A 16759-nucleotide genomic window follows, 5' to 3' on the forward strand; every position below is an offset into this window, starting at 1 on the left:
CGGCGGGTCAGTTCCCGGCGGGGACGGCGGCCTGTTCCCGGCTGTGCCGGTCCATCTCGGCTCGGAAGGCCGCCACCAGATGCGGTTGGATCCGTCCGGTGGTGCGGTCGCCGCGCTCGCACACCGCCCCGCGCACCCCCACGATGTCCGTGCCGATGGCGGTGAGCGTGCCCAGGTCCTCCGCTCTGACGCTGCCCGCGAGCGCCGCGAGCCGCCCGGTGTCGTGCGCCCGCCGGACGAACTCCGCGCACAGGTCGGGCGGAACGTGGTCGAACAGCCGGGTCCCGTCCTTGATGGCGGTGTCGAGCATGGCCGCGTCGCAGCCGGAGCGGCCGGCGATGTCGGGCACGGCGAGCGGGTTGACGCAGCCGACGCGGTGGGCGTCGGCGTACCCGGAGGCGACGACGAGCGCGTCCGGCCGGTAGTCCTTGACCGCTCGCACGACGGCGCGCATGACGGTGACGGCCTGGTCGGGCGTGGTGCAGCCGAACAGGCCGACCTTGATGTACGTGGCGCCCGAGACAACCGCGCCGAGTGCCGCCTGGGCGACCGTGCCGGGTTTGTAGGGCACGTCCCCCACGGTCGCCGATACCGGCTTGTCCGCCGGGACGATGTCGCGGATCTCCCGGATCACCCACGGGAAGTTGGCACCGAGCGAGCCCTCGTCCGGCTTCTTGACGTCGACGATGTCGAGGTGCCGCGACGCCTTCGCGCAGTCGCGGGCTTCTTCGACGTCGGCCGGGGATATGAGCAGCAACAACGCGTTCTCCGTTCCGAGGATGCTCAGCCAGGACGCTCAGCGCTGTTGCGCGGGGATCAGGTGGTTGCCCCGGGTGTCGCCGTCGCCCGGGTCGTAGAACTCCACGATCGCGACCCGCCACACCTCCGCCTCGATCTGGTCCTGCGCGGTGGGACCGAAGGAATCGAAGAGCGCGTTCAGGTTCTCGCGCCCGAAGCCGATCGCCGTCATCAGCGCCTCGAAGACCGGGCGGTCGATGAGCCCGTCGCCGTCGGGGTCGCCGAGCGCGGACAGCGCCTCGGCGAACTGCTCGACGGCCGCGCCGAAGCGCTCCGGACTGAGGACGAAAGCCTGGAACTCCTCGGCGCTGATCCGTCCGTCGTGGTTCGCGTCGAGCGCGTCGGCCATCGTGATCCAGTAGCGGTCGAAGGCGGCGCGCATCGCGTCCTTCGCGGCCTGGTCCGAGCCGGTCGCGGCGGCGACCACCCGGTTCGTCATGAGCGCGATGTCCGCGGCCTCGATGAAGCCGTTGCCGTCGGTGTCGAAGAGGTCGAAGACGTGCTCGACCCGCTTGGCGGCCTGGGGGTGGGGGTTCATGGGGACTTCGGCCTCCCGATCCTTGGTGACCTGCTTGTCCGATTGTCGGTTCGAAGACCGGATTGCGGACCCTATGAGGGCCCTGATTCACTCGATCGTGGAACCTCGCGCGGAACGTGCCTCCGTGTGGCGCCGGCGCGCCCTGCCGATGAAGGTCCTGTCAGGACGATGTGTTCGATGAGCCGATGCTCGTGGTGACGGCGCACTGCCCGGTCCGCGGCGGGCAGCTCAGACTCGCGCCGCCCACGACGTGCAGCAGCAGCGGTGCGTCGCCGGCGCCGGCTGTGTCCAGAGCCCGGCGCAGGCCTTGGGGATCGGGGGCGGGCGGCTGGCCCAGGACGGTGATGTCGACCCTGCCGTCGCGGGCCGTGACCGATTCGACCTCCCAGCCGTGCCCGGCGGCCCAGGCCCGAGCCGCCGGGCCGGCGTCCGCGGCCAGTTGCCGGTCCCGGGTCACCGCCACGGTGCCGATCGTCAGCGGCACGGCCACCAGTACCAGCAGTGCCGCGACGCTCGCCAGGCTGGTGCCGCGCAGGCGCCCCACGCGCCGGCCGGCGGCCTGGGCCGCGGCACGGACTTGGAAGATGAGGAAGACGGTGATGCCGGTGCCGATGATGGCGGCGACGTTGGTGCTGAACAGCAGGGCGGCCTGGCCGGCGTCGTGGAAGCGGCGGACTTCCAGCAGCAGCCCGGTCACGGCCAGCGGCGGCACCAGGGAGATGGCGATCGCCACGCCGGGCAGCGCGTCGGAGACGTCGGCCCGGGCCAGCGCGAACGCCCCGGCCGTGCCGGTGGCCAGGGCGGCGAGCAGGTCGATCAGGTGCGGGCTGATCCGCGAGGCGACCTGGCTGTTGCCGGCGAAGTCGTCCGGCGGCGCCCCGATCCAGCCGACCAGGTACCCCACGGCGATCACCGAGGCGGACCCCGCGACCACCAGCAGCACCGAGCGGATCAGATGCCTGCGATCGACCAGGACGAACGCCAGCGCGCTGCCCAGAATCGGGGTCATCAGCGGAGCCACGATCATCGCCCCGATGACCGTGGCGGTGGAGTCGCCGACCACCCCGGCCGAGGCGATCAGCGCGGCCAGGATCAGCAGCGTCCAGAACTTGCTCAAGCCCCGCGAGCGCCACCCCGGCTCGATGAACAGCGACGCCGTCATCCGCTCGACATCCGCCCCGGTGATCTCAGGCATCTGCGCCCGGCCCTGGACCGGTGGCGTGAGTCAGCACTCTTGGAATCTACCGACGTCGACGACCCCTGTCGGCCCGGGCTACGCCGTTCGAGCCGGACCGGAGGGCGAGGGCGCGTCTCGGTCAGGCCGTGAACCCGGGCGCCACGGCGCGGGGGTCGCCGGGGACGCGGCCGAGGTCAGGCGGTGCAGGACCGGGGTGGTGACGGCGGTCGTCGCCACCGCCATCAACAGCAGCGCGGTGAACAGGTGGGCGTCGATGATGCCGATCGACAGGCCGATGTCGAGAACGACGATCTCGGTCAGTCCGCGCGTGTTCATCAGGACTCCGAGGATCAGCGCCTCGCGCCGGTCCGTGCCGCAGATGCGGGCCGCGGCCGCCACTGCTCCGATCTTCGCCGTCGAGGCCAGGGCCACGACGCCGAAGCCGAGCTCGAAGCCGGCCCAGCCCAGGGTGTGGAAGTCCGCGCTCAGGCCGGTGGCGACGAAGTACACCGGCATCAGGATCGCGCCGGTGCGCTCCAGCGGCTCGGCGATGTCGAGCATGAGGACGGCGCGGGAGTCCCGCGGCATCACCAGGCCGAGCAGGAACGCCCCGAAGGCGGCGTGCAATCCCGCCGCCGAGGACACGTACGACGATGCCAGCACCGCGGCCACGACCAGCGGCAGCGTCCCGCCCGAGCCGACCGCGCGGACGTGCGCCAGCGCCGTGCGAAGCAGCGGCCGGACGATCAGGAACATCGCCGCCAGGTAGACAACGACCAGCGGGAGCGTCGTCCATGATGCCGCCGAGCCGGTCGCCGACGCCGCGATGACCACGAGCGCCAGCCCGAGCCAGCCGCACAGGTCCGTGCCGGCCGCCATCGCCATCGCGGTCTGCCCGACCGGCGTGTTCCGCAGCGGACTGTCACCGAGGATCCGGGCCAGGACCGGGAAGGCGGTGATCGCCAACGCGACGCCGATGTAGACCACGAACACCGCTTCCGTGACGCGGTGGCCCGACCGGGTTCCGGCATAGGCCGGATACAGCGCGAAGGCGAGCGCGGCGCCGACCGCGAACGGCACGACGAAGTTCGCGGCCGTCATCGCGATCGTCGCCGTGCGCCGCGCCCGCACGACCGAGACGTCCAGCTCCCACCCGATGGCGAACATGAACAGCAGCAGGCCCAGCTCGGCCACGGAGGTCAGGGTGCCGCGGCCGGACGCCGGGAACAGCCGGCCGGTGGGGTCGCCCGGCAGCAGGCCGAGCAGGCTCGGCCCGAGGGCGACTCCGGCCAGGATCTCCACGACGACCGCCGACTGGCGCAGCGGCCGGGCGGCCGTGCGCGCCGCCCAGGCCGCGACGATCGCCACCGCGACCTCTCCGGCAAGAACCGCGTCCGGCGCGACCGCGAACGCCATGGGTCATCACCCCCGCTTCCGGTCGCCGACGAGCCCTTCTTCGACTGGCGCCTTCTCTGCTGACCCCTTCTCCGCTGAGCCCTTGTCGGCCGGCGCCACGTCCTCGAGCCGTGCCGCGGCGAAGCGGCCGGGCCGGAAGTCCGCGAGCGCCGCAGCCTCCTTCGACCCCAGCACCTCGCCGGCGACCAGCCGCGCGAGATACTGCGCGAGCGTGATCCCGCTGTGCGTCACGACGACATACAGTCCCGGCACGCTCTCGGTGAAGCCCGCCACCGTGAGCCCGTCGGCCGGCATCGGCCGGACGCCGACGCGCACCGCGTCGAGCGTCACCTCCGCCATCGCCGGGAACAGCCTCCGGGCCCGCTCCAGCAGCCGCGGCCCGTTCTCGAACACCGCGGGGTCGTTTCGCGGGACGCGCGACCCGGCGCCGTCGCCGCCGAGGACCGCCCGGCCGTAGGCCGAGGGGCGCAGGCCCATGTCCGGGGTGTGCACGATGCGGCGCAGCGGGCTGCGCAGCGGGGCGGTGAACGCGAGGCCGCCGACGGCGGTGTAGCGCTCGTCGGGGGACCCCTCACGGCCCTCGCCGCCGGACGCGCGCGGCTTGCGCGCCGTCTCGGAGATCATCGGCACCGCGATGCCGGAGCCCGCGAGCAGCGCTTCGGTGGCCGTGCCGGTCGCGCACACCACATAGTCGGCGAGCAGTTCCTCGCCGTCGGCCAGCAGCACCTTCGTCCCGGCGCCGGCCGGCTCGAACCCGACGACGGCGTGGTGCGTCCGGATCACGCCGGTACCGGCCCGGACGTCGGCCAGCGCGTCGGAGACCATCTCCTCGGCGTCGACCCAGCCCTCGTCCGGGAAATAGGCGGCGGCCGCGATCCGGTCGGGGTCGATGAGCGGTTCGAGGTCGGCCGCCCGCCGCGCGGACACGTTCTCGGCCGCGTAGCCGCGCGCGGCGAGGTCCGCGACGTTGGCCTCCAGCGCCTCCGCCGAGGCCGCGTCCACGGCGACCTCCACATTGCCGACCGCGTGGAACCAGCCGCTCCCGACCCCCGCCCGGGCCAGCCGGTGGTACTCGGCCAGGCCCTCGGCGTTGAGCCGGAAGTAGGACTCGGGCCGCTTCTTCTGCGCGTTCGCCCAGGCGAAGCTGGTCGAGCTGGTGCCGGAGCCGGGCACCGCGGCGTCCAGCAGGGTGACGCGGGCCGAGCGGGCCGCGCACGCTCCGGCGATGCAGGTGCCGAGGACGCCGCCGCCGACGACCACCACACGGGGCCGGTTCCTCATGCGTGGGTCCTCCCGATCGTCGCGACCTGCGCGGCCGGGCGGTCCGCGCCGGTCAGGTTCACCAGCACCACGGAGTCCGGCGCCAGCAGCCCGGCCTCTGCCGCCTCCAGCACTCCGGCGAACGCCGTCGAGCTGGCGAAGCAGACGTCGACGCCGACGGTCTCGGCGAGCACGCGCCGCGCGTGCCGGATCCGCTCCTCGCCGGCGGCCAGGATCCGGCCGCCGCTGGTCAGACACAGGTCCCTGATGTACGGGTAGGTCCCGGTCGGGTCGCCGCGCAGGATCGCGTAGGCCAGGCCCTTGGGGTCGCGCACGACGTGGCGCGGCGCGATCTGGTCGGCGTCCTCGGCGAAGGCCTGCGCCATCGGCGAGCAGCTGGCTTGCTGGACGGCCATGAACGAGGGCACCTTGCCCAGCCGCCCGAGCTCGCGGTACTCCACCGCGCCCTTGTAGGCGCCGACCAGGCCCATGCCGCTGCTGACGGCCTGGAACACGTAGTCCGGCTCGGCCTGCATCTCGTCGTAGGCCTCCAGGTAGGCCAGTTTGAGGCCCTCGCGGCGGCCGAGGTTGAAGAACCCGCCCTCCCAGAAGAAGCCGTTGTCCTGGGCGAAGCGCTCGCCGACGCGGCCGGCGGTGACGAACTCGCCGTCCACGACGTGGGTCACGATGCGCGGATGGTCGGCGTAGTTGAGGCGGCTGACGAACTCGCGGCCGACGAAGATGTGCAGGGTGAAGCCGGGGACCAGCGAGACGGCGCGCGCGTAGGCGGTGGAGCTGTTGCCGGTGGAGGACAGCACGAGGTCGCGGACGCCCAGCTCGCCGAAGCGGGACAGGCACACCGAGGCGACGCGGTCCTTCGTCGAGGACGTCGGGTTCACGGCCTCGTTCTTGAAGTAGAGCTGGGCTATGCCCAGCGCCGAGGCCAGCTCCGGGACCTGGAAGCACGGGGTGTTTCCCTCCCCGCCCCAGTGCAGCGACGAGCGCTCGCGGACCGGGAGCAGCGAGAAGTAGTGCTGAAGGGGGTCAGGGCCCTGCTTCTCGGCCGGGATCTGTACCTGGTCGAGGTCGTAGATGGCGTCGATGGCGCCGCCGCACTCGGTGCATTTGTTGAAGGCCGGTTCGATGAACTCGTGCTCACAGCGCACGCAGAAGTATCTGATGACCTTGGCGCTGCCGGCTTCTCCGGCGCTGTTGGTGTCGCCGGCGCCGCTGGTGCCGTCCCCGGCCGAGCCGCGGACCTTCCGGATCAGGCTTTCGTAGTTTCCGATGAATTCGGCCACGCCGGTTCATCCCTTCCCGCCTCGGGGTGCGAGCTCTGCTCGCGGACCAGGACCCGATCGACCTTGCCGTTGACGTTGATCGGGAATGCGCGCCACCGCGTGAGGGTGGCCGGAACGTGGGTGGGGGTCATCAGGGCCGCGACGTGCCCGCGCAGCGCCTCGCGCGCCGGCGGGTCGTCCTCGCGCAGCACGACGGCGGCGTGCAGCTCGCCGAGCAGGTCCGGACCCTGCCGTCCCCAGACACAGGCGTCGGCGACGCCGGGGTGCCCGGCCAGGACCTTCTCGACCTCGATCGGGTGGACGCGGGTGTCGTGCACCTTGACGACGTCGTCCATCCGGCCGAACAGCCGCAGGTAGCCGTTGTCGCCGATCCGCCCGAGGTCGCCGGTGTGCACCCAGCCGTCGCGGAGCACCCGGGCGGTCAGGTCGGGATCGGCGGCGTAGCCGAGCATGTTGTTGGCACCGCGCACCACGACCTCGCCGAGCTGCCCGGCCGGCAGGCCGCGGCCGGTCCGCGGATCGCGGACGGCCACCGTCAGGTCGGTCCGCGGGCGTCCGACGGTGTCGAGCAGCTCGGCGACGTCGTGGTCGGCGGCGGTGAGCATGGCGATCTGGCCGGTCTCGGTGGTGCCGTAGGAGTGGTGCAGGACGCCGGGGAAGACCTTGACGGCTTCGCGGACACGCTCCGGCGAGGCCGCGCAGCCGATGTAGAGCAGGCGGCGCAGCGAGGACAGGTCGGTGGTCGGAGCGTCCGGGTGGTTCGTGAGCTGATACAGGAGCGGGACGCCGATCAGGGTGTCGGTGACGCGGTATTCGGCGATGTCGCGCAGGAAGGCGGCGGGTTCGAAGGCTGTGCGGAGCAGTGCGCTGCCGCCGGAGGCGATCGCCATGTCGGTGAGCAGGCCGCCGGTGTGGCTGACGGCGCTGACCGCGAGGAAGGTCTTCGCGGACGTGAAGGTGGCCTCGTTGAGGACGACGTTGTTCCAGGCGACGAAGGGTTTGACCACGCCTTTGGGGCTGCCGGTGCTGCCGCTGGTGTAGATGACCATGGCGCGGGTGGGGGTGTGGGGGGTCAGGTCGATGGTGCTGGCGGCGCTGCCGGTGGCGGTGGTGGTGGTCGGCTCGGCGACCGGGCTGCCGTCGATGGATACGGGCCCTGACAGGGGTGTCCCGAGCGCGCAGAGGCGGACTTCGGATCGGGAGGCGAGGAGCGCGCGGATGCCGTCGGCCTCGGCGGCGTTGTCCTCGTCGAACAGCAGGACCGACGCGCCGGTCTCGTGCACCATGCGGGCGCGGGTCTGGCGGGTGAGGCCGTGGGTGGTCGTCCCGTGGTTCGAGCCGCTGACGTAGACGACGGTCGCGCCGACGAGGTGGACGGCGTAGCGGGTGGCCAGCATCCAAGGGCTGTTCACGGAGGTCAGGACGGCGACGGTGTCGTCGCTGCCGACGTCCAGCCGGCGCAGCGCGGTGGCCACCCGTATCAGGGCGCTGCGCAGCTCGGCGGCCGGGACGACGGTGTCCTGCCAGCGGATCACCGGCCGGTCGTCGTCGAGCGCGAGCTGGTCGAGGATGCGGGCGACGTAGTGGCCCGGGTCTTTCATGGTCTACTCCCATCTGGCGGACGGCGCCGCCGGGCGGCCGGCGAGGTAGCCGCCCTGCCCGGTGATCGCCGAGGCCTGATCGCTGATCAGGAATCCGGTCAGGGCCGCCACGCCGGCGGCATAGCTCGGGCCGGTGCCGCCGCCGCCGGCGGCCGCGGCGGGCGGCGGCGCGGGCGCGTGGGCCGGACCGGCGGGATAGCAGCTGCTCGGCGCGATGTAGTTCGCGGTGACGCCGTACGCGGCCAACTCCAGCGCCGCGGAGCGGGTGAAACCGACGAGCCCGCCGAGCACGGTCTGCCCGTCGCGCCACTCGCGGTCCGCCGCCCCGTCGGCCACCGCCGGCTGCGCGATATTGACGATCCGGCCCCACCGGTTGCGCACCATGTGCGCGCAGACGGCACGGCAGCAGGCGAACAGCGCCCGCAGGCTGCGCCGCGCATCGGCGTAGCGCTCCTCGGCGGACAGCGGCTCGGGACCGCCGAGCGGAACGCAGTTCACCAGAACACTGGGACTGCCCAGGACCGAGCGCGCCCCGCCGAGCGCAGCGGCGAACGACCGGCCGTCGGCGAGGTCGGCCCGGATGGCGAGGCAGTGCCGCCCGCCGGCGAAGAACCGCTCCGTGACCTCGACGGGCACGGCCACGTCGGCGCCGATCAGAGCGACATCGAGGCCGAGCTCCGCGAGCTGGAGCGCGGCAGCCAGGCCGGTATCGCACGCCCCGCCGGCCACGACGGCCATCCGGGACAGCGCGCCGGTCTGCCCGGCAGCCGCGGTCAGCCCGGTCACCGCGAGCCGCCTTCGCCGCACGCCGCCGGCAGTCTGCGCCGCGCGCCGGAGATGCTCGCTTTGCCGACCGTGCTCGCGCCGCCGAACAGGGACTCGCCGGAGAAGCTCGCGCCGCCGACCGTGCTCGCGCCGCCGATCAGGGACTTGCCGAAGAGGCTCGCTTCAGTGGCCGAATTCGCGCCGCCGAACAGGGACCCGCCGGAAACGCTCGCTTCGCCAGCCGTGCTCGCACCGCCGACCAGGCGCCCGCCGAACAAGCTCACTTCGCCGAACTCGCTCGCGCCGCTGAACCTGCTCGCGCCGCCGAACCTGCTCGCGCCGCCGAACCTGCTCGCGCCGCCGAACCTGCTCGCGCCGCCGGAGAAGCTCGCGCCGCCGAACTCGCTCGCGCCGCTGAACCTGCTCGCGCCGCCGAACCTGCTCGCTTCGCCGAACCTGCTCGCGCTGCCGAACCTGCTCGCGCCACCGCACAGCACGCTCCGCCGACTCATCGCCGGCCTCCGTCGACGGACACGGTCTGCCCGGTCAGGTAGCCGGAGTCGCGGCCGGTGAGGAAGGCCACCACGGCGGCGATGTCGTCGACCGTTCCGACGCGGCCGACCGCCGCGTGGGATGCCGCCTCCTTCAGGAACGCCTCGCGGTCCACGCCGAGGCGATCGGCCAGTTCGGCGACCATCGGGGTCGCGACGAAGCCGGGCGCCACCGCGTTCACGGTGATGCCGTGCGGGCCGAGTTCGGAGGCCAGGGCGCGGGTGAAGCCGGCGAGGGCGGCTTTCGCGGTCGCGTAGTTGCTCTGGCCCGGGTTGCCGTCCGCCGCGACCGAGCTGAAGGTCACGATGCGGCCCGTGCCGCGGTGCTTCATGAGCTCGGCGGCCGCCAGGGACCAGCGCATCGTGCCGCCCAGGCTGACGTCCAGCACTGTGTCCCACTCCGGGTCGTCCATGGCCAGGAGCAGGCGGTCGCGGGTGACGCCAGCGCAGTTCACCAGGATGTCGAGGCGCCCGTAGGCCGCCGCGATCCGCAGCATCGCCGTCCGCACCTCGGCCGCGACCGCCACATCGCAGCCGATGCCGAGCGCCCGGCCGCCCGCCCGGCGCACGGCCGCGACGGTCCCGGCCGTGTCCCGCTCCTCGCGGTCCACCACGACGACGGTCGCCCCGCCCGCCGCGAGCCGCAGCGCCACGGCCGCGCCGATGCCCCGGGCCGCCCCGGTGACGACCGCGACGGTTCCGGTGCCGTCCGGCGTCCTGCTCATCGCGGGCCGCCGGAGCCGGTCGCGGCAGTCGACTGTGCGCGGGCTGACTCTGTGCCCGTCGACTCCGTGCCAGCCGACTCTCCGCCAGCCGACCCTGTGCCAGACGACTCTCCGCCGGCAGACTCCGCGCCTGCCCGGTCCACCCAGACCCGCCCGATCTCCGCCAAGCACGCGTGCCGCTCGGCCGGTCCGAACACCGCCCGCCAGCCGCCCGGCACCGGCACGTCGCCGGCCGCCGGCCACAGCGAGTACTCCTGCGCCGCGTTCCCCAGCACCAAGAACGGCGCCGCCTCATCGTCCAAAACGTTCATGTCCCACTCACTCCGATCCGCTGGTCGAGGCGATCCGCCGCGTCACGCCGTCATCCGCACCGGCATCGAGTGCATGCCGTGCAGGATGCTGGAGTAGATCCACTTCTCCTCGCCGATCTGCTCGACGTTCCCGACCAGGCGCCGCAGTCCGTCCAGCACCGCGTGCACCTCCATGCGGCCGAGGTAGTGGCCGAGGCAGTAGTGCATGCCGTAGGCGAACGTGAAGTGGTTGTTGGGGGTGCGCCCGAGCAGGAACCGGTCCGGCTCGTCGAAGACCTCTTCGTCGCGGTTCGCCGAGTAGATCCAGACGCTCGCCACGTCGCCGGCCTTGATCAGCTTCCCGCCCAGCTCGACGTCGCCGGTCGCGGTGCGCCCGCCGTGCAGGGAGGGCACCGTCCAGCGCAGCGCTTCCTCGGTCGCGGTCTTGATGTCGACGTCGCCGTTCTTCAGCGCGCGCCACTGGTCGGGGTTCTCGGTCAGGGCCAGGATGGTGCCGGTGATCGCGTGGCGGCCGGTCTCGTCGCCGCCGATCATCAGGCCGTAGCAGTTCGCCATCAGCTCGGTCGCGCTGAGCGGCTCGCCCTTGATGCGGCAGTTCGCCAGCAGCGTCACCATGTCGTCGTACTCGGCGCCGCGGCGCTCCTTGGCCAGCCTGCTGAAATACAGCAGGATCTCGCTCTTGGCGACCCAGGCCTCCTGCGGCGGCTCGTCCGCGTGGTCGGTGCTCCACGCGTGCGAGGTCAGGCCGAGCAGGTGGTGGCGGTCGGATTCGGGGATCTCCAGCAGGTCGCAGATCGCCCCGAGCGGGACGTTCGCCGCCACGTCGTGGGCCGCGTCGCACTCGCCCATGTCGAGCGCGTTCTTCAGCAGGCGGTCCACGGTCTGCTGGAGCGAGTGCCGGACGGCCTCCAGCGTGCGGGGGTTCAGACCGCGGGTCATGACGTTGCGGATCTGCTGGTGGCGCGGGCCGTCGGTGACCGCCAGCATCGTGCCGGACGCCGAGTCGCCCCCGGTGAGCAGGGTCGCCAGCGCGTTGCCGCCGGCGGTCGTGAAGTGGCCCTTGTCCTGGTAGACCTTGTGGACGTCGGCGTGCCGGGTGATCACCCAGAACCCGGGGCGGCCGTCCACCGGCCGGTGCCAGTGCACGGGGTCGTTCGCGCGCAGGTGGCGCCAGACCTCGTCCAGGTTGTTCTCCGCGTGCAGGACCGGCGAGGCCAGGTCCACGCGGTCGAGGTCGTCCGGTTGGACGACGGGCCGGGGTGTCATGTCAGCTCCCGTCCGCCGCGGCCGCGGCGAGCATCTCGATGGTGGGGTTGTCGATCAGGGCGCGCGGGGTGAGTTCGAGCCCGAAGTCCTGGGCCCGCAGGATCACGTCGATCGCCACGATGCTGGTCCCGCCGAGCGCGAAGAAGTCGGCGCCGACGCCGACCTCGTCGAACCCGAGCAGCTCGCCGAAGATCAGGCACAGCGCCTTCTCCGCCGGCGTCCGGGGCCCGCCGCCGACCATGTGCGGCGCCGCGGCCGGCTCCGGAAGCGCCGCGCGGTCGACCTTGCCGTTCGGCGTCAGCGGCAGGGCGTCCACGGTGGTGAACAGCGCGGGCACCATGTACTCGGGCAGGAAGCGCGCCGCGTGTTCGCGCAGCGCCGCGGACGAGGGCCGGCCGCCGTCGGCCGGGACCACGTAGGCGAGGAGCTGCGCCGCGGTGTGGTGCGCGAGGCCGTAAGCGCCCGCGACCGACGAGGAGCGCACGACCGCGACCGCGCGTGCCACCTCCGGATGCCGGCCGAGGACGGACTCCACCTCTCCCAGCTCGATCCGGAAGCCGCGCAGCTTGACCTGCTCGTCGACCCGGCCGTGGAAGACGATGCCGCCGCCCGCGGGCCAGGAGGCGAGGTCGCCCGTCCGGTACATGCGCGTGCCGGCCGAGGAGAACGGGTCGGCCAGGAACCGCTGCGCGGTCAGCTCCGGACGGCCCAGATAGCCGCGGGCCAGCCCGTCGCCGGCGATGAACACCTCGCCGATCTCGCCGGGCGGGACCGGCCGCAGGGTGTCGTCGAGCACGTACACCGACACCCCGGGCATCGGCGTGCCGATGGTGATCGGCTCGCCGGCGGCCAGCGGTCCGGTCATCGTGGCGCAGACCGTGCCCTCGGTCGGGCCGTAGGCGTTGATCATGCGGACGTGCGGAGCCCAGCGCTCGACCAGCGCGGCCGGCAGCGCCTCGCCGGCGACGACCAGGGTGCGCAGGTCCGGGACGTCCTCGGGGGCGATGGTCCCCGCGGCGGTCGGGGGCAGCACCGCGTGGGTGACGGCGTGGTCCCGCAGCACCGCGCGCAGCACGTCGCCGGCCAAGACCCCGGCCGGCGGGATGACGAGCGCGGCGCCGGAGGTCAAGGCCGCGAGGATCTCTGTGAGGTACGCGTCGAAGCTCGGCGAGGCGAACTGCAGGACCCGGCTGTCGCCGCCGACCCGCATCGTGTCGATCTTCGCCGCGGCCAGGCCCGCGAGCCCGGTGTGGGTGACGGCCACGCCCTTGGGCAGGCCGGTGGAGCCGGAGGTGTAGATGACGTAGGCCAGGTCGGTCACAGAGACCGGCTGGCGGCGCTCCTCGTCCGTGACGTCGGTGGCGGCTTGGGCCCGCAGGGCACTGAGCTGCGGCGCCGAGTCCAGCACGAGGCTCGGGACCGGCACGTCGGCCGGCAGCCGGCCGAGGGTCGCGGCGGTCGCGCAGACCAGCACCGGAGCCGCGTCCCGCAGCATGTGCGCGACGCGTTCGGCCGGGTACTCGGGGTCGACGGGCAGGAAGGCGGCTCCGGTCTTCGCCACGGCGAGCACCGCCACCGCCATGTCCACGGTGCGGCCCAGCGCCAGGGCGACCAGGCGCCCGGGACCGGCGCCGCCGGCGATCAGCACTCTGGCCAGGCGATTGGCGCGCTCGTTCACCGCGCCATAAGAAAGTGTTTCTTCTCCCGCGATAAGTGCGGTGTCGCGGGAATGTCTCAGGGCAGCGTCATCCCATATCTGGGACAGATGGCGTCGCACGGCATTCTCCTCTCACCAGAGTCAGGACTCGGATTTTCGCCACCGTATGCCGCCCCGGAGCCCGGCCGCCATCCCCCACCTTGGTAGAGCGAAGAGCCCGGAATAGCACTACCAACATGGGGGATAGTGCGCGGCGCGCGACGGGCCTAGCGTTCGGAAAAAGGGATGTCGCGCTCTGACAGAAGGATCCTGACAAAAAGGATGGTGTTTTCGGAGATGACCGAGGTAATCGTCGTCGGCGGCGGTCCGGCCGGATCGACCGCAGCCGCCCTACTGGCCAAGAACGGAGTTTCGGTCACGCTCCTGGAACGCGAGGCGTTCCCCCGCTACCACGTCGGCGAGTCGATCACGTACTCGTGCCGGGGCGTGCTGGACTACATCGGCGCGCTGGAGAAGATCGAAGCCCGCGGCTACACCCGCAAGACCGGCGTGCTGCTGCGCTGGGGACAGGAGCTGGACTGGGCGATCGACTGGACCGCGCAGTTCGGGCCGGACGTGCGCTCCTGGCAGGTGGACCGGGAGGACTTCGACCAGGTGCTGCTGCAGCACGCGGCCGAGTGCGGCGCCCAGGTCCTGGAGCAGGCGCAGGTCAAGCGGGTGGTGTTCGAGGACGGCCGCGCCGTCGGCGTCGAGTGGACGCCCCAGGGCCACAGCGAGCCGCAGATCACCCGCGCGGACCTGGTCCTCGACGCCTCGGGCCGGGCCGGTCTGATCAGCGCCCAGCACTTCCGCGACCGCCGCGCCACCGAGATCTTCCGCAACGTCGCGATCTGGGGCTACTGGGACGGCGGCGAGCTGCTGCCGGACAGTCCGTCCGGGAGCATCAACGTCATCTCCTCGCCCGAGGGCTGGTACTGGGTCATCCCGCTGAGCGGGAACCGGTTCAGCGTCGGCTACGTCACGCACAAATCAGTGTTCGTCGAGCGGCGCAAGGACTACGACACCCTGGACGACATGCTCGCGGCGGTGGTTGCCGAGTCGCCGACGGTGAGCGAGGCGATGGCCAAGGGCACGGTCCGCCCGGGCGCCCGGGTCGAGCAGGACTTCTCCTACGCGGCCGACAGCTTCTGCGGCCCGGGCCACTTCCTGGTCGGCGACGCGGCCTGCTTCCTGGACCCGCTGCTGTCCACCGGCGTGCACCTGGCCATCTACAGCGGACTGCTCGCGGCCGCCTCGGTGCTCTCGATCGAGAACGGCGACGTCACCGAGACCGAGGCCTACGCGTTCTACGAGTCCCGCTACCGCAACTCCTACGAGCGGCTGTTCACGCTGGTCGCGGGCTTCTACCAGAAGCACGCCGGCAAGGACCGCTACTTCGAGCTGGCCAAGGCCCTGACCCGGGAGCACAAGGGGCTGGAGGGCAGCGCCGACCTGGCGTTCGGCGAGATCACCTCCGGCATCACCGACCTGCGCGAGGCCAAGGACGACAGCGGGCTCGGCGACCGGCCGATCCGCGAGTCCGTCGCCGAGGCGGCCTCCCGGCGCTCGAAGGTCCAGGACCTGCTCAGCGCGACCGAGCAGGCGCAGCAGCGGGCCGAGGCCGGGCTGCCCAACACCGGCGGCGACCGCGGCCGCTCGCGGGTGCAGATCGACGCCGACGACCTCTACGACGCCGCGACCGGGCTGCACCTGGTCATGGAACCGCGGCTGGGGATCCAGCGGGCGGCGGTGCCGGCGGCCGGCTGACGGCTGACGGCTGACGGCGTGAGAGCGCCGCACCGGCCCGGCGGAAGCCGGCCGGTGCGGCGTCGATCCGTGCGCCGGGCTCAGCCGGCCGCCCCGGGCTCCAGGCCGCCGCCGGAGTCCAGCTCGGCCCACAGCCTCGCGAGCTGGACGCGGGAGGCCACGCCGAGCTTGCGGAAGATCTTCCGCAGGTGGAAGGCGACGGTGTGCCGGGACAGATACAACTGTTCGGCGGCCTGACCGTTGGTCAGGCCGCCGGCGACGAGCTTGGCGATGGCGTACTCGGTCCTGGTCAGTCCGGCGACACCGCTCGCCGGCAGTCCCTGGTCCTGGGCCGGGACGATGGTGTTGATCCCCCTGAGCCTGCTCTTGACGCGGGCCGCGTCCCGCAGGGCGCCGATCTGCGCGTAGGCGCCGCGGGCGTCCTCCAGGATCAGCGCCGCCCGCCCCCGGTCTCCTTTCCGGTCGGTCAGCACCGCGCCGACGTCTTCGACCGCTGAGGCCCGCGCCCACTGGTCGACGTGCAGCTCCGCGGCGGAGGCGAGCTTCTCCATGTCCGCCTCGTACAGCGCCACGGCGTGCAGGGCGGCGGCGGCCGTGGAGCGGACGCCGGGGTTCACCGCGGCCAGGCGGCGCGAGGCCCACACGCCCTCCTGGGCCAGAGCGCGCTCGCCGGACTTGAGCATCAGCCGCACCAGCCAGGGCGCCGCCGCCGGTTCGGAGATCAGCAGCTGCCGGATGACGTGGCCGGAGTCCAGCAGCTCGGCGGCCCGCGCCGCGACCTTCTCCCAGCCCTGTTCGGCCTCGGCGATCTGCAGGATTGCCCAGGCCGCCTGCCCCGGGGGCAGCATCTTGCGGCCGAAGACGGCGTCCTCCTCCATCCGCTGCGCGTAGCGGAGCGCCGTGGCCAGGTCGCCCTGCCGCACGGCGGTTAACGCGATCACGAAGTTCCCGAGCGGAGTCCAGGACTTCAGGCCGACCTCCTCCGCCTCCCGCAGGCCGGCGGCGGCCAGCGCGGTCGCGGTGTCGAAACGGCCCGCCGCCGCCTCGACCTTGGCGCGGACCAGCGTCGCGGCGGTGGCCAGCGGCCGGTCGCCGCGCGCGGCCGCGGATATGTCGACCGCGTCGAGGGCCCGGACGGCCCGGTCGACGCGGCGGATCTGAGACAGCAGCATGGCCAGCCAGAGCCCTGCGTACTGGCTGCATGGTTCGGCGCACTCCGTGCAGTCCGTGCGGAACGCCGCGTCGGCGTGGCCGATCCCACTCTCCAGCCGGCCGGCCAGCCAGGACCTGCGCGACCGCGTCAAGCGGTCGGTCACCCCGCAGACCGGCGCCCGGACGGACCGCAGATCGTCGTTCCTGATGATGATGCCGCGCATTCCGACACTCGTACTCATCGAAGCCCCCATGATCTCATCGCGGCTCCCCCTGCCGAAAAACCGGCGTCCGCCGTGCCTTCGGGTCGGAAGGGCGGCGGACGCGCGGTGCCTCGGGACGGGGAGAGAGTAATTGCACTCGGAAAGTCGTTGAAAACGTCACCATCCCCCATTGAATGGCGTTTCCATCTATGCCCTACTATATAAGGACCCT

15 protein-coding genes are annotated in these 16759 nt (G+C 72.6%); 2 read left to right on the forward strand and 13 right to left on the reverse strand.

All coding sequences use genetic code 11. The annotated features are described in order from the left end of the window. Positions 1–7: 7 nt before the first annotated feature. From CACI_RS13510 to CACI_RS13545, 8 genes are all read right to left on the reverse strand, one after another. A complete protein-coding gene (locus tag CACI_RS13510; protein ID WP_012786919.1) occupies positions 8–760 on the reverse strand; it encodes a (5-formylfuran-3-yl)methyl phosphate synthase in 753 nt (250 codons plus the stop codon). 36 nt (positions 761–796) lie between these two features. Next, positions 797–1336 (reverse strand): EF-hand domain-containing protein, encoded by a 540-nt coding sequence (locus CACI_RS13515; RefSeq protein WP_012786920.1) that lies wholly within the window; start codon positions 1334–1336, stop codon positions 797–799. Between the two features lie 160 nt (positions 1337–1496). After that, on the reverse strand, positions 1497–2531 hold the full coding sequence (locus CACI_RS13520; protein ID WP_012786921.1) for a DUF389 domain-containing protein: 1035 nt from the start codon (positions 2529–2531) through the stop codon (positions 1497–1499). Between the two features lie 78 nt (positions 2532–2609). Then, positions 2610–3929, reverse strand: coding sequence for a cation:proton antiporter domain-containing protein (locus CACI_RS13525; RefSeq protein ID WP_012786922.1), 1320 nt, complete (start codon positions 3927–3929; stop codon positions 2610–2612). 6 nt (positions 3930–3935) lie between these two features. Beyond that, a complete protein-coding gene (locus tag CACI_RS13530; protein ID WP_012786923.1) occupies positions 3936–5210 on the reverse strand; it encodes an NAD(P)/FAD-dependent oxidoreductase in 1275 nt (424 codons plus the stop codon). Next, positions 5207–6490, reverse strand: a complete 1284-nt coding sequence (locus tag CACI_RS13535; RefSeq protein WP_012786924.1) for a threonine synthase — start codon at positions 6488–6490, stop codon at positions 5207–5209. Before CACI_RS13535 ends, CACI_RS13530 begins: the two co-directional genes overlap by 4 nt. Next, a complete protein-coding gene (locus tag CACI_RS13540; protein ID WP_012786925.1) occupies positions 6457–8091 on the reverse strand; it encodes a class I adenylate-forming enzyme family protein in 1635 nt (544 codons plus the stop codon). The genes CACI_RS13535 and CACI_RS13540 overlap by 34 nt, the downstream gene beginning before the upstream one ends. Positions 8092–8094: 3 nt before the next feature. Further along, the gene (locus CACI_RS13545) at positions 8095–8877 is read right to left on the reverse strand and encodes an SDR family NAD(P)-dependent oxidoreductase (RefSeq protein WP_012786926.1); all 783 of its coding nucleotides are present in this window, start codon (positions 8875–8877) and stop codon (positions 8095–8097) included. A 60-nt stretch (positions 8878–8937) separates the two neighbouring features. Between CACI_RS13545 and CACI_RS49750 the strand changes: the two genes are divergently transcribed. Further along, a complete protein-coding gene (locus CACI_RS49750; RefSeq protein ID WP_143765225.1) occupies positions 8938–9429 on the forward strand; it encodes a hypothetical protein in 492 nt (163 codons plus the stop codon). Here the strand turns inward: CACI_RS49750 and CACI_RS13555 are convergent. The 4 genes from CACI_RS13555 to CACI_RS13570 are packed head-to-tail and all read right to left on the reverse strand — an operon-like array spanning position 9365 to position 13486. Next, positions 9365–10132, reverse strand: a complete 768-nt coding sequence (locus CACI_RS13555) for an SDR family oxidoreductase (RefSeq protein ID WP_012786928.1) — start codon at positions 10130–10132, stop codon at positions 9365–9367. The genes CACI_RS49750 and CACI_RS13555 overlap by 65 nt on opposite strands. Beyond that, complete coding sequence (locus CACI_RS52320) at positions 10129–10443, reverse strand: MbtH family protein (RefSeq protein ID WP_012786929.1); 315 nt, start codon at positions 10441–10443, stop codon at positions 10129–10131. Before CACI_RS52320 ends, CACI_RS13555 begins: the two co-directional genes overlap by 4 nt. 42 nt (positions 10444–10485) lie before the next feature. After that, positions 10486–11709 carry a cytochrome P450 gene (locus tag CACI_RS13565; protein ID WP_012786930.1) on the reverse strand — a complete coding sequence of 408 codons (1224 nt, stop codon included), beginning with the start codon at positions 11707–11709 and terminating at the stop codon, positions 10486–10488. Between the two features lies 1 nt (position 11710). Next, a complete protein-coding gene (locus CACI_RS13570) occupies positions 11711–13486 on the reverse strand; it encodes a non-ribosomal peptide synthetase (RefSeq protein ID WP_012786931.1) in 1776 nt (591 codons plus the stop codon). 216 nt (positions 13487–13702) lie between these two features. On the opposite strand from CACI_RS13570, the gene CACI_RS13575 reads away from it, so the two are divergent. After that, complete coding sequence (locus tag CACI_RS13575; RefSeq protein WP_041541692.1) at positions 13703–15172, forward strand: NAD(P)/FAD-dependent oxidoreductase; 1470 nt, start codon at positions 13703–13705, stop codon at positions 15170–15172. An 80-nt stretch (positions 15173–15252) separates the two neighbouring features. On the opposite strand, the gene CACI_RS13580 is transcribed toward CACI_RS13575, so the two are convergent. Further along, the gene (locus tag CACI_RS13580; RefSeq protein ID WP_143765226.1) at positions 15253–16566 is read right to left on the reverse strand and encodes a helix-turn-helix transcriptional regulator; all 1314 of its coding nucleotides are present in this window, start codon (positions 16564–16566) and stop codon (positions 15253–15255) included. Positions 16567–16759: the final 193 nt, after the last annotated feature.

The organism is Catenulispora acidiphila DSM 44928 (assembly GCF_000024025.1).
Taxonomy (GTDB): domain Bacteria; phylum Actinomycetota; class Actinomycetes; order Streptomycetales; family Catenulisporaceae; genus Catenulispora; species Catenulispora acidiphila.

Coding starts and splice junctions, on each gene's coding strand:
- CACI_RS13515 (WP_012786920.1), bottom strand. CDS start 1,336: ATGAACCCCCACCCCCAGGCCGCCAAGCGGGTCGAGCACGTCTTCGAC.
- CACI_RS13555 (WP_012786928.1), bottom strand. CDS start 10,132: ATGAGCAGGACGCCGGACGGCACCGGAACCGTCGCGGTCGTCACCGGG.
- CACI_RS13525 (WP_012786922.1), bottom strand. CDS start 3,929: ATGGCGTTCGCGGTCGCGCCGGACGCGGTTCTTGCCGGAGAGGTCGCG.
- CACI_RS13575 (WP_041541692.1), top strand. CDS start 13,703: ATGACCGAGGTAATCGTCGTCGGCGGCGGTCCGGCCGGATCGACCGCA.
- CACI_RS13530 (WP_012786923.1), bottom strand. CDS start 5,210: ATGAGGAACCGGCCCCGTGTGGTGGTCGTCGGCGGCGGCGTCCTCGGC.
- CACI_RS13580 (WP_143765226.1), bottom strand. CDS start 16,566: ATGAGTACGAGTGTCGGAATGCGCGGCATCATCATCAGGAACGACGAT.
- CACI_RS52320 (WP_012786929.1), bottom strand. CDS start 10,443: ATGAACGTTTTGGACGATGAGGCGGCGCCGTTCTTGGTGCTGGGGAAC.
- CACI_RS13565 (WP_012786930.1), bottom strand. CDS start 11,709: ATGACACCCCGGCCCGTCGTCCAACCGGACGACCTCGACCGCGTGGAC.
- CACI_RS13540 (WP_012786925.1), bottom strand. CDS start 8,091: ATGAAAGACCCGGGCCACTACGTCGCCCGCATCCTCGACCAGCTCGCG.
- CACI_RS13520 (WP_012786921.1), bottom strand. CDS start 2,531: ATGCCTGAGATCACCGGGGCGGATGTCGAGCGGATGACGGCGTCGCTG.